16 protein-coding genes are annotated in these 24,247 nt (G+C 69.2%); 8 read left to right on the top strand and 8 right to left on the bottom strand.

Annotation, left to right across the window (positions count from 1 at the left end):
* Positions 1-49: 49 nt before the first annotated feature.
* The 3 genes from FFS08_RS11575 to FFS08_RS11565 form a co-directional block, all read right to left on the bottom strand.
* Entirely contained in the window at positions 50-1,090 is a 1,041-nt protein-coding gene (locus FFS08_RS11575; RefSeq protein ID WP_249341030.1) for an efflux RND transporter periplasmic adaptor subunit, read from the bottom strand.
* Positions 1,087-2,439, bottom strand: coding sequence for a TolC family protein (locus FFS08_RS11570; RefSeq protein WP_249341029.1), 1,353 nt, complete (start codon positions 2,437-2,439; stop codon positions 1,087-1,089). The genes FFS08_RS11575 and FFS08_RS11570 overlap by 4 nt, the downstream gene beginning before the upstream one ends.
* Before the next feature lie 94 nt (positions 2,440-2,533).
* Complete coding sequence (locus tag FFS08_RS11565; protein WP_212741995.1) at positions 2,534-2,836, bottom strand: PepSY domain-containing protein; 303 nt, start codon at positions 2,834-2,836, stop codon at positions 2,534-2,536.
* 148 nt (positions 2,837-2,984) lie between these two features.
* Here FFS08_RS11565 and FFS08_RS11560 point away from each other — a divergent pair, with 148 nt between their 5' ends.
* Both FFS08_RS11560 and FFS08_RS11555 read left to right on the top strand, forming a co-directional pair.
* Positions 2,985-3,662, top strand: coding sequence for a winged helix-turn-helix domain-containing protein (locus FFS08_RS11560; RefSeq protein WP_137862061.1), 678 nt, complete (start codon positions 2,985-2,987; stop codon positions 3,660-3,662).
* Positions 3,649-5,016, top strand: coding sequence for a sensor histidine kinase (locus FFS08_RS11555; RefSeq protein WP_137862060.1), 1,368 nt, complete (start codon positions 3,649-3,651; stop codon positions 5,014-5,016). Before FFS08_RS11560 ends, FFS08_RS11555 begins: the two co-directional genes overlap by 14 nt.
* A 2-nt stretch (positions 5,017-5,018) precedes the next feature.
* Here FFS08_RS11555 and FFS08_RS11550 read toward each other — a convergent pair whose 3' ends face one another.
* The gene (locus tag FFS08_RS11550; RefSeq protein WP_137862059.1) at positions 5,019-7,286 is read right to left on the bottom strand and encodes a TonB-dependent receptor; all 2,268 of its coding nucleotides are present in this window, start codon (positions 7,284-7,286) and stop codon (positions 5,019-5,021) included.
* A 173-nt stretch (positions 7,287-7,459) separates the two neighbouring features.
* Between FFS08_RS11550 and FFS08_RS11545 the strand changes: the two genes are divergently transcribed.
* The 5 genes from FFS08_RS11545 to FFS08_RS11525 all read left to right on the top strand — a co-directional run bounded on the left by FFS08_RS11545 (position 7,460) and on the right by FFS08_RS11525 (position 13,925).
* Positions 7,460-8,134 carry a response regulator transcription factor gene (locus FFS08_RS11545; RefSeq protein ID WP_137862058.1) on the top strand — a complete coding sequence of 225 codons (675 nt, stop codon included), beginning with the start codon at positions 7,460-7,462 and terminating at the stop codon, positions 8,132-8,134.
* Positions 8,121-9,500 carry a HAMP domain-containing sensor histidine kinase gene (locus FFS08_RS11540; RefSeq protein ID WP_137862057.1) on the top strand — a complete coding sequence of 460 codons (1,380 nt, stop codon included), beginning with the start codon at positions 8,121-8,123 and terminating at the stop codon, positions 9,498-9,500. The genes FFS08_RS11545 and FFS08_RS11540 overlap by 14 nt, the downstream gene beginning before the upstream one ends.
* A gap of 171 nt (positions 9,501-9,671) precedes the next feature.
* Positions 9,672-10,661: a YncE family protein gene (locus FFS08_RS11535; protein WP_137862056.1), complete on the top strand. Its 990-nt coding sequence runs from the start codon at positions 9,672-9,674 to the stop codon at positions 10,659-10,661.
* A gap of 27 nt (positions 10,662-10,688) precedes the next feature.
* Complete coding sequence (locus FFS08_RS11530) at positions 10,689-11,417, top strand: phosphatase PAP2 family protein (RefSeq protein WP_137862055.1); 729 nt, start codon at positions 10,689-10,691, stop codon at positions 11,415-11,417.
* Between the two features lie 57 nt (positions 11,418-11,474).
* Positions 11,475-13,925, top strand: a complete 2,451-nt coding sequence (locus FFS08_RS11525) for a TonB-dependent receptor (protein ID WP_137862054.1) — start codon at positions 11,475-11,477, stop codon at positions 13,923-13,925.
* A gap of 44 nt (positions 13,926-13,969) precedes the next feature.
* Here FFS08_RS11525 and nagE read toward each other — a convergent pair whose 3' ends face one another.
* From nagE to FFS08_RS11505, 4 genes are all read right to left on the bottom strand, one after another.
* Positions 13,970-15,688, bottom strand: coding sequence for an N-acetylglucosamine-specific PTS transporter subunit IIBC (gene nagE / locus FFS08_RS11520; protein WP_137862053.1), 1,719 nt, complete (start codon positions 15,686-15,688; stop codon positions 13,970-13,972).
* Positions 15,685-18,138, bottom strand: coding sequence for a phosphoenolpyruvate--protein phosphotransferase (gene ptsP / locus FFS08_RS11515; protein ID WP_249341028.1), 2,454 nt, complete (start codon positions 18,136-18,138; stop codon positions 15,685-15,687). The genes nagE and ptsP overlap by 4 nt, the downstream gene beginning before the upstream one ends.
* Positions 18,135-20,402, bottom strand: a complete 2,268-nt coding sequence (locus FFS08_RS11510; RefSeq protein ID WP_249341027.1) for a beta-N-acetylhexosaminidase — start codon at positions 20,400-20,402, stop codon at positions 18,135-18,137. Before FFS08_RS11510 ends, ptsP begins: the two co-directional genes overlap by 4 nt.
* Before the next feature lie 179 nt (positions 20,403-20,581).
* Entirely contained in the window at positions 20,582-23,272 is a 2,691-nt protein-coding gene (locus FFS08_RS11505; RefSeq protein WP_137862052.1) for a TonB-dependent receptor, read from the bottom strand.
* Positions 23,273-23,502: 230 nt separating this feature from the next.
* Between FFS08_RS11505 and FFS08_RS11500 the strand changes: the two genes are divergently transcribed.
* Positions 23,503-24,246 (top strand): GntR family transcriptional regulator, encoded by a 744-nt coding sequence (locus tag FFS08_RS11500; protein ID WP_086127602.1) that lies wholly within the window; start codon positions 23,503-23,505, stop codon positions 24,244-24,246.
* Position 24,247 lies beyond the last annotated feature (1 nt).

Below are 24,247 nucleotides of genomic sequence, written 5' to 3'. Positions count from 1 at the left end.
GCGACGACGACGAACGCACGCGACTGGCTCGAGAGCAGCTTGCCGAAGCTCACTTCGCGGCGCTCGTCCGGACCGCGTCGCCGTCCGCGACCTGATAGGCGCCGTCCAGGATCAACGGCAGGCCCGGCGCGACCGGTCCGGAAACCACGTCCCGTTCCGGCGTCGAGGCCAGCAGCTGCACCGCCACCACGCGCGCCTTGCCGCCGGCAACCTGGAACAGCATCGCCTTGCCGCTCGCATCGAACGCCACTGCCTTGTGCGGCACGATCCAGCCATGCGCCTCGCCAGTGACGGTGGCGACACGTACCGCCTCGCCCGCCAGGAAGCTGCCGGCCGGATAGGCGATGTCGACATCGACCTGCCGCGTCACCGGATTGAGCATCGCATCGACCCGCACGACATGGCCGATGACGGTGCCGCCGCCTTCCAGCCGCGTCAGCCGCGCCTCGGCGCCGACGTGGATCCGATCGCGTTGCGCGGGATCGATGCCCGTGGTGATCACCATCGCGCCGCTGCGCGCCACCGTCGCCAATGCCGCACCCGGCTGGGTGCGGTCGCCCGCGGCCACCGGCATCGTCGCCACCACGCCGTCGAACGGCGCGCGGAACGTGATCGTTCCCGAGCCGGCGCCCTCGGCCCGCAACGCGCCGAGCTGGGCGCGCGCATCGGCGAGCGCTTTCTCGGCCTGGGCGAGCTGGTCGCGCGTCGCAAGTTGCTGGCCGAGCAGCTGTGCAGTGGAATCGCGCTGCGACGTGGCGGCCTTCACTGCATCGGCCGCCTGGGCATAGGCGCTGCGGGCCGTCGGCGCGACTGCGAAGACCAGCAGCGGCTGGCCGGATCGCACGGCGATCCCCGCCGTCACCAGCAGGCGCAGCACCTGGCCCGGCTGCGATATGCTGATCGTCTGCTGGCCGTTGCCCGACGCCGCCGCCGTGCCATAGGCCTCGACGAGCATCGGCAGGCTGCCCTGGAGCGGGCGCACCACCGTCACCAGGGTCGAGGGCTCCGCCCTGTTGTCGGGCTGGCCGGCGCCGCAGGCCGTCAGGCCGCTGGCGAGCGCGAGAGCGGCGGCGTGCCGCAGGGGATTCACTTCGCCGCTCCCGCCGTCCCCGGATCGGGGAAGCCGAGCGTGTCGACCGCGGGCAGGCCCGCGCCGATCAGGGTCTGGATGGCGACCTGCCGGTCGATCAGGGCAGTCTCGAGCGTCATCGCTTCCTGTTCCTTGGAGAATCGGGTGCCGAGGAGATCGACAAAGGCGCGTTCGTCGAGGTTCGAGGCAGCGAAGGCGGCCGCCGCGCGATCGGCGGCGCCACGCGCTTCGGCCAGGTCGTGGCGCGTGGCGGCGAGCTGGAGCGCGATCTGCGCATGCTCGGCGAGCAGCGCCCCGACTTCGCCGGTCACGGCCGCGAGGCGCGCGGCATATTCGCGATTGAGCTGCGCGCGCGTGGCCCGCGCGATCGCGATATTGCCCTGGTTCCGGTCGAACACCGGCAGGCCGATCTGGGCGTTGGGGCCGCCGTTGATCACCTTGGCATTGTCGCTGCTCACCGAGGCGCCGAGCACGAGATCGGGGAATTGCGACAGGATCGCCACGCGCAGCTGCTCGTCCTGCGCGGCATAGCCGGCACGCAGCGCGAGCAGGTCGGGCCGGCGCTGCGGGAGCGTCGCCAGCATCGCGCGGACCTCGGCGGGCTGGAAGGGCGGCAGGTCGATCGCATCCGCGAGCGGGAGCACCACGTCCGGTGCGATCCCCAGCAGCGCGTTGAGCTTGTGGCGGTTGGCGAGCTGCGCCTGGTCCTGCTGGAGCAAAGCCGCTCGCGCGGTCTGCAGCGCGGCGGCGCTGGGCGCCAGCGTGGCGAGCGTCGAATTGCCTGCCTCCAGCGCCTTGCGCCCGGCGGCCTGGCGCTTGGCCATCAGCGCATAGGCCTGTTCGAGCATCGGCCGCAGCCGCTCGCCGAGCACGATGTCCGCCGCCAGCTGCCGCGCCTGGCCGGCAACCTGCCATTCCTGCCAGAGCAGGTCGGCTTCGACCTGGTGCAGGCTGTCGCGCGCCGCGCGGCGCTTGGGCTTCAGCACGATGAGCGCCTTGATGTCCTGGGCCAGGCCCAGATTCCAGGCGGGCACTGATCCGGCGCCCGAAAGCAACGGCAGGATCGCGCCGGTCAGGCTGGGATTGGGCAGCACCCCGGCCTGAACCAGCTGCGCCTCCGCCACGCCGCGCCTGGCCCGCGCTGCCTGCAGGTCCGGATTGCGGGTGACCGCCAGCGCCGCGACGTCGCCGATGGTGAGCGAACGCGCGGGCAGATCGGGAATGGCGGCAAGCGCGGGCGCGAGCGGCGCGGCCTCGGGCAGCGGCGCCGGCGCATAATGCGCGCAGCCTGCGACCGTCAGTCCCAGACCGAGCAGCAACGGAATGCGGAGGCGAAGGGCGAAAGGCACGAAACCTCTGGGAATGGAGGGAAGGAGACGCCGCCGCCCCGCGACAGGGATGGGGCGGAGCGACGGCGTCCTGACCGACAACAGGAAGAATCGGTCAGTCGGGATGGGGCCCCTCCGCCACATTCTCGAGCACGCGGCCGGTCACTGCGTCGACGCCGACCTCGAAGGTCCCGGCGCCCGTCTTGATGTCGAAGGAATAGCGCAGGCCGCTGCCGCCCTTCTCGGCCTCGAGCTCGTGATCGGTGACCTTGCCCGGCCGCGCCTTGAGCGCGATCGCCTGGGCCTGGGCCAGGGTGAGGCGCGGCTTGGGCGCCTTTTGCGGCGGCGCCGCGAGCGCCGCAGCAGGCAGCGCGGCGGCACAGGCGGCCAGGATCAGGAGTCGGTTGGTGTCTCGCATCATCATGCTCCTCTGCCCCTGCCGCCACCCTTCTAGCCGGCGCGACATTGGCGGAGCTTGAGGCGAACATTGGGAATCCCCAACTTGCACCTCGGGCGCCACCGGGCATTGTCGGTGCGCCTGGACCAGGCTGGCATGGGCTGAATTCGTGAAGCTGCTTCTACTCGAGGACGACACCGAGACCCGCGTGCACATCGTCCGCCTGCTCGAGGCGGAGGGGCATGTCGTCGACACCGCCCGTACCGGCCCGGATGCGATCTTCCTCGGCACCACCGGCACCTATGCCGTCATCGCGCTCGACCGCATGGTGCCGGACGTGGACGGCCTGACGGTGCTGCGCGCGCTGCGTGCCGCGGACGTGCAGACGCCGGTGCTCTTCCTTACGGCAATGGGCGAAGTCGACGACCGCGTCGCCGGGCTGCGCGCCGGGGCCGACGACTATCTGGTCAAGCCGTTCGCCGCATCGGAGCTGCTCGCGCGCGTGGCCGCCCTTTCGCGCCGTCGCCCCGTCGCCGAAGTGGCGACCGTGCTGCGTGCCGCGGACCTGGAGATCGACCTGCTCAAGCGCCGCGTGACGCGCGCCGGCCGACGGATCGAGCTCCAGCAGCAGGAATATAAGCTGCTCGAATATCTCCTTCGCCACGAAGGGGAGATCGTCACGCGATCGATGCTGCTCGAGAATGTCTGGTCCTTCCATTTCGACCCGGGCTCGAACCTGATCGAAAGCCATATGAGCCGGTTGCGGGCCAAGGTGGACAAGGGGTTCGACCGCGAGCTGATCCACACGATCCGCGGCGCGGGCTATCGGCTCGATGCGAACCCCTAGGCTGCTCGTCAGCGGCGCGTTCCGCTTCGCGATCGCGCTTGCCCTGGTGTTCGCGCTCGGCGCGGTCGCCCTGCTCGTGATCGTCGAGCACTCCGTCTCGGCCTATGCGGTGGAAGCCGCCGGCGACGGGATCCTCGCCGAGCACGACGTGCTGGTGAACGAATTCGACGCGAGCGGCCGGGCCGAGCTGGTGGCCACCGTCAATCGCCATGCCCGGGCCGTACGCGAGGATCAGTTCCACTATCTGCTCGTCGATGCTGCCGGCGTCCGGCTCGCCGGCGCGCTCCCGGCCGCGGCGGCACGCACGGGCTGGCACGAATTCGACGTCCTGGACTCCGATCAGGGCGGTTCGGGCAGACCGGCGCCGGTAATGGCGTTCGGCTCCCGGCTCTCCGACGGTGCGCTCCTCGTCGTGGCGAACGACGTCTCGGACCTTCGCGACCTGCGCAGCGGCCTCAGGATATCGACCATCTCGTTCGGAATATTGATCTCGCTGCTCGCGCTCGCGGGCGGGCTGCTGGTCGGCACCCTGTTCCTGCGGCGGCTGGACCAGGTGAACGGCGCGATCGCCCGGATCAACGACGGGCGGCTCAACGAACGGCTTCCGCGCATCGGCATGGGGCCGGAATTCGACCAGCTTTCCACCAATCTCAACCGCATGCTCGACCGGATCGAGGCGCTGATGGACGGGCTGCGGCAAGTGTCCACGGACATTGCGCACGATCTGCGCACGCCGCTCACTCGGCTGCGCCAGCGGCTCGAACGGATGCAGCTCGGCACCGATTCCGCGCCGATCCCCGAACAGGTCGACGGCGCGATCGCGCAGATCGACGAGATACTCGGCATCTTCGGCGCGCTGCTGCGCATCGGCGCGATGGAGGCGCGCGGGGTGCAAGCCAGCCTCGCCACCGCCGATCTGAGCGAGATGCTGGAGCGCCTCGGCCAGATCTATGCGCCCGTCATCGAGGATGCGGAGCATGTGCTGCACGAAGCCATCGCGCCGGGCATCGCGGTGCGCGGCGATGTCGAGCTGCTGACCCAGGCCGTCACCAACCTGATCGAGAACGCGCTGCATCACACGCCGCCGGGGACGCGCATCGACCTCGCACTGGCGCGCGACGGCGACCAGGTCCGCCTGGCCGTCGCCGACGACGGGCCCGGCATCGCCGCCGCCGAGCGCTCGCGCGTGCTCGGCCGCTTTTACCGCATCGACACCAGCCGCAGCACGCCGGGCGCCGGGCTGGGCCTCGCGCTGGTCGATTCGATCGCCCGGCTGCACGGCGCGACGCTCACCCTGGCCGACAATGCGCCGGGTCTGCGCGTCGAGCTCCGCTTTCCGAGGCTCCCGGCCTGAAACTATCGCCAGGTCTTGCGGATGCTGAACCGAAAGGATCGGCCGAGCGGATCGAGATAGCCGCGCTGATAGGCGAGCGGGACCGAACCCGACCGATCCCGCACCTCGGGCGCGCGGTCGAGCAGATTGTCGATCGCGAGGAGGAAGCGCACGCCCTGGACCCAGGGATAGCTGCGCCGCAGCCCGTCCTGGCGATCGGGGAAGAAGAACAGCCGCAGGTTGAGCGTCACCGGCTCGTCGAAGCGCAGCTGCCCCGGCAGGCCGGGTGCGATGGTCTCGGCGCTCTTCCAGCTGGCGTTCGCGCGCAACCCGAAGCCATGATGGGTGGCGCTGAGCTGGGCATCCACGGCGTGGCGCGGCGCGCGCAGCCCCTCTCCGAGCAGGTTGTCGCCCAGCAGGTCGATCGGCGCCTGCCCGGCGGCGAGCACCACGCGATCCGACAGGCGGATCGTGTCATACACCGCGAATTGCAGCACCGTCCCGGCCGCGCCGAAATAATGGCCGCCGCCGAAGCCGCCGCCACCGGGCAGCTTCGGCCCCGCCCCCTTGCCCGGCGCGTCCCAGGACCGATTGAAGTTGATGCCGAAGCGCAGGCTCCTGCGCGTCTCGCGGGCGATGTTGAGCGGGCGGGCATCGACGCTGACGATCGCCCCGCCGCCGTCGCGCACGATCCGCTGCGGAAACGCCGCCGCCATCGCCGGCGAGATGCCGGGAAAGGCAAGGATCGCGTCGCGCGTCGCGACATCGGTATAGGCGGCGATGAGCGACATCGTCTTGCCCGGCTTGAACGTCGCCTCGGCCTTGAACAGCGAGCGGAGATCGTGGCGCAGCCCGGGATCCCCGCCGTCCAGGCGGACGGCGGTGATGCTCTGCCCGCTGGCGCTGTCGTAGAAGCGCACCCCGGGAGTCGCCGTGATCGGATCGCCAAGCTGGCGGATCGTCGGCGGTGCCGCTTCGCGGCTCCCCGCAAGCAGCACGCCCAGCTTCGGCCAGGGCGCCCAGCTCAGCGTCCACCCGCGATCGACCGGCACCGAGGCATCGGAATAGTCGTGCACGGCGAGATTGAGGCCGGCGGCGAGCGCGCCGATCGGGCTCGCCTTGCCGAGCAGGGGAAGCTCGATCGCCAGCCGGCCGTCGAACATCCGCCGCGCGAGCCGGCGCGCGAGCCCGTCCTCGTCGCGCGCGGACAGCCGCTCCCCGCTCGCTCCCGCCTTCACGCTCAGCCCGACATCGCCGGCGGGCACGGCGAACAGCTTCCCATTGGCGACGCCGTCGATCGCTATCGCATCGTCGATGCCGCGGCTGTTCCGCGCCGGCGCCGCGCCGTCCGCGCCGGTCCCGATCATAGTCGCGACATGGTCGGCATTGGCAGTGATCGACCAGTTCCAGCCGGAGAGCGAACCGTTGAACACGCCGCCCAGATGCCCGGTGTCGGTGCGCGTCGTGCGGGCGAGCGCGCGCGTCGGGTCCGACTGCATCGGCCCGAGCAGCGCCCGCGCGGTGAGGCGATCCGCGCTGGCATTGCCGGTGAAGCCCAGTCCGCCGTCCAGCGCCCGGGCGAACACGCCGTTCGCAGTGAACTGGCGCGTGAGCGGCACGAGAGTGCGCAGCGCCGCCTCGCCCGGCGCGCGGCCGGCGATGCCGCGCCGCGCCTCGGTCACGTCGTCGCCGACCTGATATTGCAGGTCGAGCGTCATCCGATTGTCGCCCGCGATGCGGACCAGGTTCGCCTCGGTGTTGAAGTCGTTGCGCGCACTCGCCTCGGCAACTCGGTCCTCGAGCTCGCCGGTCGCCGAGGCGAAGTTCGGCAGCAGCACGACGTTGATCACCTTCTGGTGCGCCGGATAGCCGAAGCGAAGCGCTGCTTCCTCGGGCAGCACCTCCACCCGCGCCACTGCTTCGGGCGGCAGGTTGCGGACCTCGGCGAGCGAGGAAATGCGCCGCCCGTTGAGCAGCACCACGCTGCCCTCGCCCGCTCGGCCCTGGGTGCCGCCGGCCTGAGCCGAGAGCTGCGCGATCACGTCGCCGAGCGTGCTCGCGCCCAAGGCCTGCACGGCGCCGGCATCGATCGACGTCTCCGGTGGAATCGGTCCGCCGACCTCGCCGCGCACGCGGTTGGCGGTCACCACGATCTCGTTCGGATCGCGCGGCGATGGAACACTGCCTTCCTGCGCCTGTGCCGCGCCGGCATGCAGCATCGCCGGCACGATGCCCAGGCAGAGAAGGCCGGCGCGCCGAACCGGCCGCCAGGCACGCGGTGCCGACGTCATGGATCCCCCTTGCAGTGTTCGCGCCGGCTTATGGTTCGCCCGCCGCCCGCGAAACAGGGGGCATTTCATTATAAGTTTGCAATCTTCGCGGCCCCGAAAGCCTTGCGCGCGCTCGTGCGCCAATCTGTCACAAATGTCCGCCAAGCAGGCCGGGCAAGCGGACGAGACCTCCCATGAACATATTGATCGTCGAGGACGACGCCGGGATCGCGCATTTCCTCCAGCGCGGTCTGCGACATCATGGCCTGGAGTGCGACATCGCGCTTTCGGGGCGCGCCGCGCTCGCGCTGCTGACGAGCCGGAACTATGACGCAATGGTCCTCGACCGGATGATGCCGGTGGTGGACGGCATGGAAGTGCTGCGCCGCAAGCCCGGCCATGTGCCGGTATTGATGCTGAGCGCGCTCGGCACGCTGGAGGACCGGATAGAGGGGCTCGACGCCGGCGCCGACGACTATCTCGTCAAGCCGTTCGACATCGGCGAGGTCATCGCGCGGCTCAACGCGATCGGCCGCCGCGCCAAGGGCACCGACCGGAGCGACATGCTGCGCGCGGGCGACCTGGAGATCGTGCTGACGACCTTCCGCGCGTGGCGCCGGGGCAAGCCGCTGCACCTCAACAAGAAGGAATTCGCGCTGCTCGCCGAGCTGATGCGCAATGCCGGCCGCCCGGTCACTCGCATGATGCTGATCGAAGCGGTTTGGGGCTATTCGTTCGAGCCCACGACGAACATCATCGAAAGCAACATGAGCAGGCTCCGCGCCAAGCTCACCGTGCACGGCGATCCCGATCCGATCGAGACGGCCCGGGGCTTCGGCTATACGCTGCACGTCGATGATGCTGCCTGACCGGCTGCGGCCCCGCTCCGTCACCGGGCTGGCCGGCCTGTTCGGCCTGGTCTGCGCGCTCGCGTCGGTGGCGATCGGCATGGCGCTCTATGTCCTGGCCGATCTCGCGTTCAATCGGGTGCAGGACGCCCGCCTGGCGCGCGAGAAGGCGCGGCTGCTGGCGCCGATCGACGGCCACGCGCCCGGCGCCGGGGACGTCGCCGCGCGCATCGTCGAGCGGATGCGCCGGCGGGAGATCGGCAGCATCGGGCACCGCCTGACCGACGCCCGCGGCACCCTGCTCGCCGGAACCGCGGAGCTGCGGGCGCCGCCCGGCCGGGACGGCGCGGTGCTGTTCCGCCAACCCGGCGAAGCCTGGGAGTCCGCGCGCGCGGCCCAGTTCGCGCTGGCGGATGGCGGCCGGCTCACCATCGTCGCCGAAAGCGAATCGATCGAGGATCTGGGCAAGAGCGTCTGGCCGCTGTTCGGCACGGCGCTGGCGCTCTCGGCGATCTTCGGCGCGCTGGCGAGCCTGCTCCTCGGCCGGCTGATCTCGGCCCGCCTCGCGGCGATCGGCACTACGGCCAATGCCATCATCGCGGGCGATTACTCCCGGCGCGTGCCGGTCGATTCGCTCGGCGGCACCTTTGCCGAGCAGGCCCGCACCTTCAATCGCATGCTCGACCGGATCGAGGCGCTGATGGACAATCTGCGCCAGGTCTCCAGCGACATCGCCCATGACCTGCGCACGCCGCTCACCAGGCTGCAGGCGACGCTGCGGGAAGCCGCCGAAGCCGGGCTGGCGGAGGAGGAACGCACGGCGCTCATCACTGCGGCCGATAGCGAATGCGACGGCATCCTGTCCCTGTTCGCGGCGCTGCTGCGCATCGGCGAGGTCCAGGCCGGCCGCCGCCGCGCACAGGTCGCCACCATCCGCCTGGACCCGCTGGTCGAGGACGTGGTCGAATCCTATGCGCCCGCCTTTGTCGACTCCGCGCGCACGCTGCGGCTGGAGGCATGCGAGCCCTGCTTCATCCGGGGCGACGCCGATCTGTTCAACCAGCTGCTGGTCAACCTGATCGAGAATGCGCAGCTGCACACGCCCGAGGGCAGCACGACGCAGGTCTCGCTGCGCCGCGACGGGGCTTCGGCCGTGCTGATGGTGCGCGACGACGGGAACGGCATTCCGGCGAGCGAGCGGCAGGAAGTGCTGGGCCGCTTCGTGCGTCTGGAACGCAGCCGGAGCACGCCCGGCCATGGACTGGGCCTCGCCCTGGTCGCCGCCATCGCCGGCTTCCACGAAGCGACGGTCGAGCTCGACGATGCCGGGCCGGGCCTGATCGTCCGCGTGCGATTTCCCGCGTCGGAGCAAGGCGCGACATTCTAATTTTGCAATGTAACGCTCCAGGCACCGTTTCGGACGAGACAAGTCACAAGACTGTCATTCGGCGAACCTAGCGCCACCCCTGCCAAGGCCGGCAACGCATCGCCGGCCCATATTGGGGTTGACTGGAACATGACTCGGAAATGCTGTGCTGCGGCGCTCGCCGTGGCAGGAATGCTTGCGCCCATCTGCAGCTGGGCGCAACCGGCGACGCACGCCGATTATCGGATCGTAGACCGGATCCCCGGCGCGGACGGCGGCTGGGACTTCGCCAGCGTCGACCCCGCAGCCGGCCGGCTCTATGTCGCGCGCTCCAACGGCGTCATGGCGGTGGACCTGTCCGACCGGAAGGTGACCGCCGCGCTGGCGCCTGCGCATCGCGCCCATGCCGTCCTGCCCCTGCCCGGCACCCGGGAGATCGTCGAGACCGACGGCGAGACCGGCCTGACTCGCTTCATCGACGCCACCACCGGCGCAGTGACGGCGGAAGTCGCCACCGGCGCCAAGCCCGACGCCGCCTTTCTCGATCCCGCCACCGGCCTGGTTGCCGTGATGAATGCCGGCGACGGCACGATCGCGCTCGTCGATCCCGTGCGCCATGCGCTGGCCGGCAAGATCCAGGTCGGCGGCGGCCTCGAGTTCGGCGTCGCCGACGGCAAGGGCCTGGGCTATGTCAATATCGAGGACAGGAACGCGATCGCCGTCATCGATCTGAAGGCGCGCCGCGTCGTCAAGTCGATCGCGCTGCCCGGCTGCGAGGGGCCGACCGGACTCGCCCTGGTCGCGAACGGCACCCGGCTGATCAGCGCCTGCGCCAACAAGGTCGCGATGATCGTCGACGTCGCCGCCGCCAGGGTCGCCGGCAGCTTCGCGATCGGCAGCGATCCCGACGCCGTGCTCGTCGATGCGGCACGCGGGCTCGCCTTCATTCCCTGTGGCGGCACCGGCACGCTGGAGGTCGTCGACATCCACGTCGCCCCGCACATCCGCCACGCCGGGACGATCCCGACCCAGGTCGGCGCCAAGACCGGCGCGATCGATCCGCGCGACGGCCGCATCTACCTGCCCGCCGCCACGCTCGCCGCGCCCGAGGCCGGCGCCAAGCGCGGCAAGCCCGTGCCCGGCAGCTTCGTCGTGCTGGTCCTCGCCCCCGTCCGCTCCTGAACGCCCCATCGAAACGGAGACCATCCCATGTTCCTGCGCACTCGCTTCACGCTGCTGCTCGCCGGCGCCTGTCTCGCGGTTCCGGTCGCGGCAAATGCCCAGCAGGCACCGGCAGCCAAGCCGGCCAAGACTTTCAAGCTGCTCCGCGCCGAGGATTTCCCGGCCGACGGCATCGTCCCGGCGCCGCCGGCCCGCGGATCGGACGTCGAGAAGCTCGAACTCGCCTATCTCCACGCGCTGATCGCCGGCACTTCGCCCGAGCGGATGGAGCAGGCGCGCCGGGACGACGCGCATGAGGACCCCTCGATCTTCGACCAGGCGATGGGCGTCAACCTGAAGACGCTGCCGGCGACCTGGGAACTGCTCGGCCTGGTCCATAACGACGCCAACCTGGCGGCCAACATCGCCAAGGAGCATTTTGCCCGGGTCCGCCCCTGGGGCATCGATCCCACCATGCCGAACTGCGATGCCGGCAAGGGCAAGCAGCCGACCCGCAGCTATCCGAGCGGCCATTCGACGCTCGGCTATTCGGTCGGCCTGATGCTGGCGACGCTGGCGCCGGCCAAGGCTGTGGCCGTGCTCGACCGCGCCCGCGACTATGCGCTCAGCCGCGAGATCTGCGGTGTGCATTTCCCGTCGGACACCGAGGCGAGCCATGTGATCGCCTCCATCGCCGTCGCGCGCATCCTTGCCAGCCCGGCCGCCGCCGCGCGCATCGCCGCGGCCCGCGCCGAACTCGCCCGCATCGCCCAGTGAATCTTTGCCAGTGAATCCTTGCCAGTGAACCTTTGAACGTCCCGAGGGGGAAACGACATGAAGCCTCAAACGCGCATCGCATTGCTCATCGCCGGCAGCCTTCCGGCGCTCGCCTGCGCCACCGCCGCCCAGGCCCAGACCGCCGCGGCGGCGGACGACGGCCAGACCAAGTCGACCAGCGCCAACGATGCCGGCCAGGCCAACGACAAGCAGTCGCTGACCTCGTCCGACATCATCGTCACCGGCTCGCGCACCGCGGAGAGCGCGCCGCTCACCGCGTCGCTCACCACCACCCAGCCGCAATCGGCGGTCAGCCGCGACTATATCGACAACACCACCCCGGCCGCCGACTTCAACGAGCTGATCGCGCTCACCCCGGGCGTCTCGATCACCGGCGCCGGCAACGGCTATGGCTTTGGCGAGACCAAGGCAGTGATCCGCGGCTTCCAGGACGGCGAATACAATATCACCTATGATTCGATCCCGTTCGGCGACACCAACAACCCAACGCACCATTCGACTGCCTTCTTCCCGTCGAACACCATCGAGACGGTCGTGGTCGATCGCGGCCCGGGCAATGCCAGCCAGCTCGGCCAGGCCAGCTATGGCGGCAACCTCAACATGTATTCGCGCGCGGTGAAGGACCAGATGGGCGGCCAGATCCAGGCGATCGCCGGCCTGTGGAACTCGTTCATCGGCCGCGCCGAATTCCAGAGCGGCGCGATCCAGAGCCTGGGCGGCACGCGCATCGTGCTCACCGGCCAGATCATGCAGTCGGACGGCGCGCTCACCTATTCCCCGGTCGCCGGCAAGAATCTCTACGGCAAGGCAGTCGTGCCGATCGGCGCGTCAAACACGCTCACCGTGATGAGCACCTGGAACCGCAACCACTATTACCAGTCGGACGTGGCCAAGGGCGCCACCTGCGGCAGCGCCGCCAAGGGCATCGCCGGCTTCGCCAATGCCGCGCTGGGCCCCGACGGCCAGCCGCTGACCCAGCTCAGCGGCACGAATTGCGCGGCGAGCTCGAACGTCGGCGTCTATGGCAAGAATTACGGGCTGACCAACGATCCCACCATGATGGACTATTGGCGCTACAACCGCACCGACAAGACCACCGATTTCTCGTATCTGCGCCTCCAGAGCGAGCTGGGCTCCGGCTTCTCGATGGACAATCGCGTCTATATGTACGGCTACACCAACAACACGCTGTCCGGGAACAGCGGCACGGTGGTGACCGGCTTCGCCGGCGCCGGCACGCCTGCCTCGCCCTATGTCGCGGTGACCAAGGCCGGCGACGTGCTCGGCTACAACAAGATGAACAAATACCGGGTGCTCGGCTATATCGGCCAGCTCAACTATAGTTTCGCGCTCGGCAAGATCCGGTTGGGCGGCTGGTACGAGCATGCCGATACCGATCGCCACCTGGTCGATCTCGACATGACCACCGGCGCGCTGTCGTTCAACGAGAAGTTCAACAACGGCAACGGCTCCGCCGCCCAGAACGCGCTGCCGTCGACTGCGCTGGCCGCGATCCAATATGTGCAGCATTCGAACTGGAGCCAGTACCAGCTGTTCGGCGAGTTCGAGATCCGTCCGATCGACAGCCTGGCGATCACGCCGGGCGTCAAATATGTCCACTTCACCCGCGGCGTCGACGCGCTGGTCAACCAGAAGTCGCGCAGCCCGATCGACACCAGCCAGACCTGGACCAAGACGCTGCCGTTCCTGACTGCGAACTGGGCGGCGATGACCAACTGGTCCTTCTACGCCCAATATGCGCAGGGCATGTACGTGCCCGACCTGTCGAGCTTCTATTCGACCTCGGGCTCGCTCTCGACCGCGCTCGATGCGCTCAAGCCGCAGACCACGACCAACTACCAGGTCGGCACCGTCTGGCACGGCGACAAGGTCTCGATCGACGTCGACGGCTATGTCATCAACGTCAACAACAAGATCGGCACCTGCACCACGGTCGGCTGCGACACCACGCTGCTCGTCAACATCGGCCAGGTTCGCTACAAGGGCGTCGAGGGACAGCTCAGCCTGATGCCGGTCCGCGGCCTCACCCTGTTCGCCAACGGCTCGTACAATTACGCGCGCAGCGTCACCACCGGCGCGCAGATCGCCAAGGCGCCGTTCGGTACCGCGGCGGCGGGCTTCGTGTATCGCGACCAGGGCTTCCGCCTGTCCTTCAACCAGAAGTACACCGGCCCGCAATATGCGACCGAGTTCAGCGGCAATCCCAATCTGCGCCTCTATCGCATCAAGCCCTACAGCGTCGGCGAGTTCGCGATGAGCCAGGAAGTCGGCGAGCACTTCCGGCTGGGAATAACCGTCCAGAACGTGTTCGACAGCCGCGCGGTCACTGCCATCTCGAGCAGTTCCTCGGGCGCGCCGACCACCGTTGTGAACGGCGTCAGCTATCAGAACGGCTATGGGCAGGGCGACCAGTTCAACTATCTGCCGCCGCGTTCCTTCCTGGTGGACGCGCGCGTCAAGTTCTGAGCGGAAACGGCGGTGCCCGGGATCATCGTCCCGGGCACCGCCGTCTAGCCAGGCAGCAGCTCGCCCTTGAGCTGCGCGCCCAGCGCCTCGGCGCCGGGGCCGACGATCAGGTGGAGGCGATTGCCCGAACCGGCCACGGCACGCACGCCCGCACCCGCCAGCGCGGCGACGTCGATGGCGGCCGGATCCTCGACGTCGATCAACACGCGCGTCGCATTGGCGGCGACGGCCCGGATCTTCGTCCCGGCGAGCGCGGCCCGGATGCCGCCGGTGTCGTGCCGCGCCGCTGCGATCGCCGGTGCGGGGGAGGCAGGCGCCGGCGCGGCGGCACCGCCGCCGATCGCGGCGCGCACTTCGGCGGCGACCTGGTCGGCGATCGGGCCGAGCACCACCTGCAACCCGCCGTCCCGCAGCCTGACCACGCCCCGCGCGCCGAGCGCCTTCAGGCGCGGCTCGTCCGCGACGCCATTGTCGGCAAGGACCAGGCGCAGCCGCGTGGTGCAGGCATCGACCGAGCGGATATTGGCCGCTCCGCCCAGTGCCGCGGCGATCGCAGCGCCCCGATCGGCCACGGCCGCGTCCGCCGCCACCACGTCGAGCGGCTCGCGGCCGGGAGTCTTGAGGTCGAACTTCCGGATGCACCAGCTGAAGGTGACGTAATAGACCACGGCATAGGCGATCCCGACCGGGATCAGCAGCAGCGGCCGGGTCGACAGGCCATAGTTCAGCACATAGTCGAACAGCCCGGCCGAGAAGCCGAAGCCGAGCTTCACGCCGAGCAGGTCCATCACCACCATCGCAATGCCGGTCAGCACGGCGTGGATCAGGTAGAGCACCGGCGCGAGGAAAATGAAGCTGAACTCGATCGGCTCGGTCACGCCGGTGAGCAGCGAGGTGAGCGCGAGGCTGAGCAACAGCCCGCCGACCGCCTTGCGCCGCTCGGGAAGCGCGTTGCGATACATGGCGAAGCAGGCCGCGGGCAGGCCGAACATCATCACCGGGAAGAAGCCTGCCATGAACGATCCCGCAGTCGGATCGCCCGCGAAGAACCGCTTGATGTCCCCGGTCGCGCCGTGGAAGTCGCCGAGCAGGAACCAGGCGATATTGTTGATGATGTGATGCAGGCCGGTGATCAGCAGCAGCCGGTTGAGCAGCCCGTACAGGAACAGTCCGAGCGAACCGGCGCCGAGCACCCAGTGGCTCAGCGCGTCGATCCCCGCCTCGAACCAGGGGAAGCCGAGCCCGAAGGCAGCCGCGAACACCAGCCCGGCCAGGCCCGAGACGATCGGCACGAAGCGGCGCCCCCCGAAGAAGGAGAGGTAATCGGGCAGCTTGATCGCGTGGAAGCGATTGTAGAGCAGCCCGGCAACGATGCCCGAGCAGATGCCGAGCGGCACGCTGAGCTTGGAGATTTCCTTGGCCCGCCATGCCGCCTGCTCCAGCGCCGCCGCCGAGACGAGATCGGGCGGCAGATGGAGCAGCACCTTGGCGCCTTCGGTGGAGACCAGATAAGTCACCACCCCGGCGAGCGACGCCGCGCCGTGATTCTCCTTGGCCAGCCCCACCGCGACGCCCGCCGCGAACAGCAGACCGAGGTTGGAAAAGATCGCATCGCCCGCCGCCGCGATGAAGGGGACGCCGAGCATGTCCGCCTGGCCCAGGCGCAGCAGCAGCGCCGCGATCGGCAGCACCGCGATCGGCAGCATCAAGGCGCGGCCGAGCGGCTGGGCCTTGGCGAGCAGGGTCGAAGGACTGAAGCTCATGCGGATGCTTCCATTGCAAGGGCGCGGACTTCGGCCGCGGATTGGGCGGCGCAGGCACGCTCGGCAAGCGCCTTGCAGGCGGTCAGGTCGAACCGGGCGACCGCGGCCTTCACGCCGGGCACCTGGGCCGGGGTGGCGCTGAGCTCGGTGATGCCGAGGCCGATCAACAGGGGCGCCGCCAGCGGATCGGAGGCAAGGCCGCCGCACATGCCGGCCCAGCGGCCGGCTTCGGCCGCGCCCCTGCCGACTTCGCGGACCAGGCGGAGCACCGCCGGGTGCATCGCGTCGATCCGCGACGACACCGATGCGTTCCCGCGATCGGCGGCAAGCGTGTACTGAGTCAGATCATTGGTGCCGATCGAGAGGAAATCGGCTTCCCGCGCGATCTGCCCGGCGAGCATCGCGGCGGCCGGAGTCTCGATCATCACGCCGAGGGGGATCGCCTCGGCCACGCCAAGTTCGGCGCGCACTTCGTCCAGCAGCGCGCGCACCGGCCGGTAATCGTCCAGGTCGGCGACCATCGGCAGCATGATCCGGCACTGGCCGGCGGGCACCGCGCGCAGGATCGCACGAAGCTGGATGCGCATCAGGTCCGGCCGGGCCAGGGTGAGGCGCACGCCGCGCAGGCCGAGCGCCGGGTTCTCCTCGGCATCCATCGGCAGATACGGCACCGGCTTGTCGCCACCGATGTCGAGCGTGCGCACGATCAGCGGGCGCTCGCCCAGCGTCGCGGCGATCGCCGAATAGGTCTCGCGCTGCTCGTCCTCGCTGGGCGCGGTGTCGCGCTCGAGGAACAGGAACTCGGTGCGCAGCAGCCCGCAGCCTTCCGCGCCGGCGCTGACCGCGGCGGAGGCGTCCGCGACCGAGCCGAGATTGGCGAACACTTCGATGCGGACGCCGTCCGCGGTGCGCGCGGAAACATGCGCGGCCGCCAGCTCGCGGGCACGGCGCTCGCGCAGAGCCGAGAGGCGCGCACTCGCCTCGGCCAGCGCATCGGCGTCGGGATCCACGGCGAGCGTCGCGGCATCGGCATCAAGGATCACCGGCGTGCCGTCGGCAATCGCCAGCACCCCTTCGCCCGCCGCAACCAGCATCGGCACGCCGGCCGAAGCCGCCAGGATCGCGACGTGCGACGTCGGGCCGCCCTGCGCGGTGCAGATGCCGGCGAGCCGCGCGGTGTCCAGGCCCAGGAACTGCGAGGGCAGCAGATCCTCGCCGAACAGGATGGCGCCCTTGGGCAGCAGCGGCGCGGCCGGCGCGGCGGCGCCGAGCAGCCGGCCAATCACCTGGCGCTCCAGATCGGTGAGATCCGCGATGCGCTCGATCAGCAGCGCATCCCCCGTGGCGCGGAGCGCGGCGGCGGCTTCGGCAGTCGCGGCGCGCCAGGCAAAACCGGCGCTGCGCCCCTCGGCGATGTGGCGGGCGGCACCGGCGGCGAGCTCGGGATCGGCAAGCAGCGCGCGATGCGCCTCGGCGATCTCGGCAGCAGCGCCGTGCGCGCCGTCCAGGCCGGCGGCAATGGCCGCAAGCGCGCCGGACAGTGCAGCCCGCTCGGCGGCGGCCCCCTTGCCGTCGACCGGCACGTCGAGATCGCGGCCGCGCAGCTGGAAAGCCTGGCCGATGGCGAGGCCGGGCGCGGCACGCACCGGCCCGGCGCCGGTGGCGACCGGCCTGGGCGCTGGCGCGTGCGCGGTCTCGTGGAAATCGGCGAGGACCAGCTCGGCAACTGCGTCGACCGCGGCCCGGGCGTCGTCGCCGGTCGCCACGATGCGTATCTCCGCGTCCCTGCCCACGCCGAGGCCGAGCAGCGCAATGGTGCTGCGTGCATTGGCGCTGCGATCGGCGGCGTGCAGCGCGACATCGGCGAGGAAAGGCTTCAGCGCGGCAGTGATGCGCGCGGCCGGCCGGGCATGGATGCCGTTGGCGGCAGTGACGCGCACGCTGCGCTCGGCAGTGATGCCGGACGATGCCGAGCGCCTGGCGGCGCTGCCATCGGGTACGACCCGCCCGATCGCACTGCCGGCTTCCACCGTGCGGCCGAGCGGCTCCAGTTCGAGCGCATAGCCCTGGCTCGCCAACACCACCGGCGTGATCAGCGCGCGGGCGGCGGCGGCCACTTCGTCCAGATCGAACGCGATCAGCGCGTCGCCGGCCGACACGCGCGCGCCCGGCGCCACTCTGGCCGCGAAGCCCCGGCCGTTCAGCGCCACCGTCTCCAACCCGATATGGAGCAGCAGCTCGGCGCCGTTTTCGAGCCGCAGCGTCACCGCATGGGCGCTTGCCGGGATCGAGATCACTTCGCCCGCGGCGGGCGCGCGCAGCACACCCTCAACCGGATCGACTGCGAAGCCGTCGCCCATCATCCGTTCGGCGAAGACCGCGTCGGGCACTTCATCGAGCGGGGCAAGCCAGCCCGCAAAGGGGGAAACCAGCGTGACCGCGTCGCTCACTGCACGAGCTCCACCGATTCCAGCGCCCACATCGGATTGAGGCCGCGGGCCGTCGTGCGGATGCACAGCGTCTCGTTGCCCGCGCGCACCGGGAACGGCGCGACCAGCCGGGTCAGCCCGGGATTGCCGGCCGCGGCGGCGAGCGGCAGCGTCGCGAGCAGCGGGCCTTCGCAGGTGCCGGCGCGGACTTCGAACTCGCCTTCGGGCGTCGCCGAGGGCGGGACCTTCACATGCGCGAGGTCTGCGCCGAGCTGGAAGTTGAACGGGATCTGCCCGACGGTGAGCGCGATCGCCTTCGCACCGCCCACGGGCGCGGCTTCCCATTGCCAGCAGGGCGCGAAAATATCGGTGAGGAACACCGCGCGCTTGCCGGCCGCCGGATAGTCATCCTCCAGCGCCAGCACGACCTTGTGCGAACAGGTCTTCAGATCCTCGTCGCTGCGGAACCGCACGCTGCGCGCGTCGAGCGGCTGGTCGATGGCGCCGCCGACGGTGGCGGTGGCGCGGAAGCTCGCGGCGCGCAGCCGGGTCGGCAGCGGCAGCGCGAGCGGCCCGGCATAGAGCGGCGAGGCCGCGGTGACCGGCGTGCCGTCGGTCGTGTAGCGGATCGGCAGGCCCGACTGGTTGGCCAGCGTCACCGTCACGCTCTTCTCGCCCGCCTTGTAGTCGAACGTGGGGCGCACCACGAAGGCGCTGGTGGCAGGGGTGAGGCCGAGCGGTTTCATCCGGTCCATCTGCGGCACCAGCCGGTCGACGAAATCGGCATAATCGCGCCCCTGCGCCTTCGACCAGCCGATCTCGGCGACGGCGCTGGCGCGGGGGAAGAAGTGCCAGGTGGCGCGGGCTTCGGTGCGGACATGCTCGGTCCACAGATTCGCCTGGAGGCCCAGGATATGGTGCTGCTGCTCGGCCGGGATCTCCTTGGGCGCCGGATCGAAGGCATAGACGGTCTTCAGGTCGATCAGGTCGCCGCGGCCGGGCGGCTCGTCGGGGCCATAGCCCTGGCGATGGTTGATATAGAGCGTCGGCGCGGGGCTCAGCACCGCGTCGTGCCCTGCCTTGGCCGCCGTGATCGCGCCTTCGATGCCCCGCCATGACGTGATCGTCGCGTCGGCGGGCACATCGCCTTCGAGGATCTCGTCCCAGCCGATCAGCTTGCGGTGATGCGCCTGGAGGAAGCCGGCGATGCGATGGACGAACCAGGCCTGGAGCGCCGTCTCGTCCTTGACGCCCAGCGCCTTCATCTTCGCCTGGATGGCGGGCGAACCCTTCCACTGGTCCTTCACCGCTTCGTCGCCGCCGACATGGATGTACTGCGACGGGAACAGCTCCATCACTTCGGTCAGCACGTCCTCGAGAAAGGCGAAGGTCTTGTCGTCGATATTGTAGAGCCATGGGAAGACGCCCCAGTCACTCTCGGTGCCCGGCGGGATCGGCGCGCCGGTGCCGAGCTCGGGATAGGCGCGGATCGCGGCGAGCGCGTGGCCGGGCATCTCGATCTCGGGCACGATGGTGATGCCCCGCTTCGCCGCATAGGCAACGATCGCGCGGATCTCGGCCTGGGTGTAGAAGCCGCCGGTCCTCGGCAGCCGCGGCGCGCCCGGCGCAGTGGCGGGATAGCGCCAGCCCGAGACGCTGGTGAGCTTCGGATATTTGCGGATCTCGACCCGCCAGCCCTGGTCGTCGACCAGGTGCCAGTGGAGCGTGTTGAGCTTGTTGACCGCCATCCAGTCGATCAGCTGGCGGACATAGGCAGGGGACTGGAAATGGCGGGCACTGTCGAGCATCAGCCCGCGCCAGGCGAAGCGGGGGGCATCGTGGATGCTGAGGCCGGCCGTGGTGACCGGGCCCTTGCCGCCGTCCTGAGTCAGCACCTGCCACAAGGTGACGGCGCCGTAGAGCAGGCCGGCATCGTCGCCGGCGGTGATGGTGGCGCCATTCGCGCCGATCTCCAGCGCATAGCTCTCCGCCTTGCCGGTGGCGGCGCGCACGAAGCGGATCGCCGGGCGCGGCGAAGTCGCGGCGGTGCGCAGCGCCAGGCCTCGCGAGAAGCGGAGCAGCTCGGCCAGGCGATCGGCGGCGGTCCGCGCGCCGGCATCGCCTGCCGGCACGACCAGCGCGGTCGACGCAGTCAGCGCGAAGCGGCCGGCGGCCGGGGTCATCTCGGCGGGAACGGGAAGCAGGCGCGGCAGCTGCTGGGCGGCGGCGGGCATGGCGGCGCAGAACGCGGCGGCGAGGATCAGGGCGAGGCGGCAGGAAATCACGCGGACGGCTCCCGGCTTGGATCGAGCGAGCTTAGGCGGTTTCGCCCCGCGCTCAATCGCGGCGTGCCCGGCGGGCAGGCGCCGCGGATAGGAAAAAGGGGGCGGATAAGAAAAAGGGGCGGCGGGTGGTGCGATCGCTCGTCCATCCGCCACCCCAGTGCACTACACCAAGCTGGAGATCAGAAGTTCACGTTGACGGTCGCGAGCAGCTTGCGGCCGGTCTTGTACACGCCGCGCGGCAGGCTCGGCGTGTTGGCATAGGCATAATATTGGCTGTCGGTCAGGTTCATGCCCGACAGAGTCAGCCCGACTTCCTTGGTGAAGTTGTACGTCGCCGACACGTCGACATTGGCGGTGTCGCGCACATACATCTGGTCACCGCGGTCGATGCCGGTGAAGTATTTCGAACGCCAGGTATAGGTCGCGCGCAGCGCCACCGGGCCGCTCTCGAAGAACGGGCTCAGGCTGGCCTGGTGACGCGAATTATAAGGCAGGTCGCCGCCAGTGCTCGCCTTGCCGTCCGAATAGGTATAGTTGGCCAGCACCCCGAAGCCGAGCGGGAAACTCTGCTGATAGGCGATAGCGAAGCCCTTCACCTCGGCCGAGCCCGCATTGAACGGGCGGCTGATCTGATAGGTCGTCACTCTTCCCTGCGCGGTGTTGAAATGCTGCTCCGGCGAAGTCCGCTGCAGGATGTAGTTGCTGATGTCCTTGTAGAAGACCTCGCCCGACAGGATCGAACGGGGCGCCAGATACCATTCGAGCGACGCGTTGAAGTTGTTCGACTTGTAGGGCTTCAGGTCCGGATTGCCGCCGCCGCCGGTGAGGATCTGGTCCGACAGCCAGAAGTAATTGGTCATGTCGGCATAGTTCGGGCGAGCGATCACCTGCGCCGCGGCAAAGCGGAACACGAGGTTCTTGTTCACATCGGCGATGATGTTCACGCTCGGCAGGACATTGTCGTAGCTGGTCTTGGTCGTCTGCCACACCCAGTCGGCCTGGGCATTGCACATCGCCCCCGGCTTGCAGACATAGCCCGCGCTGTCGGTCGCGGTATGGACGTAGCGCACGCCGAAATTGCCGCGGAAGCCGCCGGCGTCGAAATTCGCCTGGGCATAGAAGGCGTGGATCTGCTCCTGGATGTCCCAGTTGCCCGCAGTGAATTCCGAAGCGGCGAACTTGGACGGCGTCGGCAGGCCCGGGCGGCTCTGGACATAGTTCACCATCGAATTGCCGTCGATGATGAAGCGGCCGCGCATCTGGTCGTTGATGCCGTCGAAGCCGGACAGGTAATTGTCCCTGACGATGCTGGTGTTGAAATTGCTCGCCGGCACCGCCAGCCCGGTCAGCGCGATGCCCGCATATTCCTGGCCGGTCTCGTGCTTGCGATATTTGTAGCCGAGCTGGATGCGCTTCAATACGCCGTCGAACTTCAGGCCGAAGTCGATCTGGCCGTAGCGCTCCTTGTCGGTGGTCGGCTTGTCGACCAGGTTGCCGCTCCAGCCCGGATCGGTGACGAACGCCGCCGGATTGCCCAGCACATTGCTGCCATAGCTGATCGTGCCCGGCTTGTTCGGCGCGCCGCTGATGTCGACGGTGTAGTTCGCCTTGTTGAGGAACTCGAGGAACACCTGCTTCTTGGTGCCGCCATCGGCATCCGAGACGCCACCCTCGACATTGAGATCCCAGTGCACATCGTCCCAGCCGATCTGGCCATGGAAGGTCTGGGAATGCATCTCGGCGACGCGATACTGCGCATCGAGCACCGAGAGCGCGTTGTTGAAGGTCGCCGAGCGGACGATGCCGTTGTCCACGGTCAGGCCGGTCAGCGCGCCGGCGCTGTTCCAGACATTGCCCGGGAACGCGTACATCGACTGGTTGAGATTGTCGTAGGTCGCGTCGATGCGCAGCCAGTCGGCCGTGATCGTGAGCTGATCGACCGGCTTCCACTGCGCGGTCGCCGAATAGGTCAGGCGCTCGCGGCCCTGCGCGAAATAGGAAGTGCCGAACGCGTTCGGGAACTTCGCGCCCGGATTGGCGGTCAGCGTGCTGGCGCAGGTACCGGTGCAGTTGCCGGTATAGGTCCGCCCCGCGACCGGAACCGCAGGCGCGGCCAGCGAGCTGGTGTTGGCATCGTTGTTGCCCGCCCAGAAATCCGCGCTGATCGTACCGTAGCTCTCCAGGCCGTCGCGGCGCAGCCGGTCCTTGGTGCGCTGGAACGAAGCGAGGATGCCGAGGGTCTTGTCGGCATTGTGCCAGCTGACCAGCGCCGAGCCCTGGACGTCGCCCTTCTTCGAACGGTCATTGTAGAGATAGCTGAGCGAGCCGGCGACCACGAAGGGCTTCAGCTCGAGCGGCTTGCGGGTGAGCACGTTGACGGTGCCGCCGATCGAACCCTCGTCGATCCGCGGTTCGGGCGACTTGTAGACGTCGACGCGGTTGACGAGCTGCGGCGCGAGCAGCGCGTAGTTGAAGGTACGGCCCGGATTGTCGAGGATGAACCAGTCGGCCGAGGCGACCGTCTGGCCGTTCAGCAGCGTGCGGTTCAGCGCCGGATCGGTGCCGAGGATCGAGACCTTCTCGCCCTGGCCGAACGCGCGGTCGACGGTGACGCCCGGAACCAGCGTCAGCGCTTCGGCGACGTTGGTGTTCGGGAACTTGCCGACATCTTCCGACGAGACCGAGTCGATGATCGCATCGGCCTTGCGCTTGGCTTCGATCGACTGGGCGAGCGAAGCGCGGAAGCCGGTGACGACGATCTCGTGATCGTCGGCAGGCTGGGCGGCGGTGTCGCTGGTCTGTGCATGCGCGGCACCGGTGAGCAGCGCCATCGCGCTGGCCGTGCCGATAAGAAATCCCCGGATCCCCATCTCTCATCCCCTTGGTCAGAATGATTCTGAACTTGCTTATGATTCGTTGTGGTACGGCTCTGGCAGACCAGTCGCATACCAATATCCGTACCATTCCTCACTGTTGAGGGGCCGTCAAGACAGATTTTTACAGTGCGGTTACAGACCAGCGCAATTTTTTTGCTGACATGTGGTACGTTATTGGTACTAGTGTTGCATCCGGCACACAGCCGACCGATGATGGGGAACCGATGCCGCTGCTGGCGCAAAAGATCAGGCCGCTCGACGGAGCAGGCAGGGGGCCGCTCTACCGGCAGCTCGAGACCGCGTTGCGCGAGGCGCTGCGCGACAATCTGCTGAAACCCAACGAAGCGCTTCCCGCCGAGCGCGACCTGGCCGCCGATCTCTCGGTTTCGCGGATCACGCTGCGCAAGGCGATCGACAAGCTGGTCGACGAGGGGCTGCTGGTCCGCCGCCACGGCGCCGGCACCTTCGTCGCCGGCCGAGTCGAGAAGCAGTTCGCCAAGCTCTCGTCCTTCTCCGAGGACATGGCCTCGCGCGGGCGGAGCGTGCGCAGCGAATGGCTGATCCGCGAATCGGGCGTGGTCACGGGCGAGGAATCGCTCACCTTCGGGCTCAGCCCCGGCACCGCGGTCTATCGCTTCCACCGTATCCGCTATGCCGACGACGTGCCGATGGCGCTCGAATTCGCGATCATCCCGGGCTTCGGCCTTTCGGGGCTCGATGCAGTCGATTCGTCGCTCTATGCCGCGCTCGAGGCGACCGGCAACCGCCCGGTGCGCGCGCTCCAGCGGCTGCGCGCGGCTTTGTGCGACGCCGAGCGCGCCGCCCTGCTCGGCGTGGAGGTGGGGGCGCCGGTCCTCTATATCGAGCGCCGCGGCTTCCTGGCCGATGGCCGGGTGATCGAGGCGACCACCAGCTGGTATCGCGGCGACGCCTATGACTTCGTCGCCGAACTCGACATGCGGGGCTGAG

The organism is Sphingomonas sp. 1F27F7B (assembly GCF_005503355.1).
GTDB lineage: Bacteria > Pseudomonadota > Alphaproteobacteria > Sphingomonadales > Sphingomonadaceae > Sphingomonas.
Note: the sequence above shows the minus strand (reverse complement) of the source record. Positions and strands in the feature narration are given on the sequence as shown.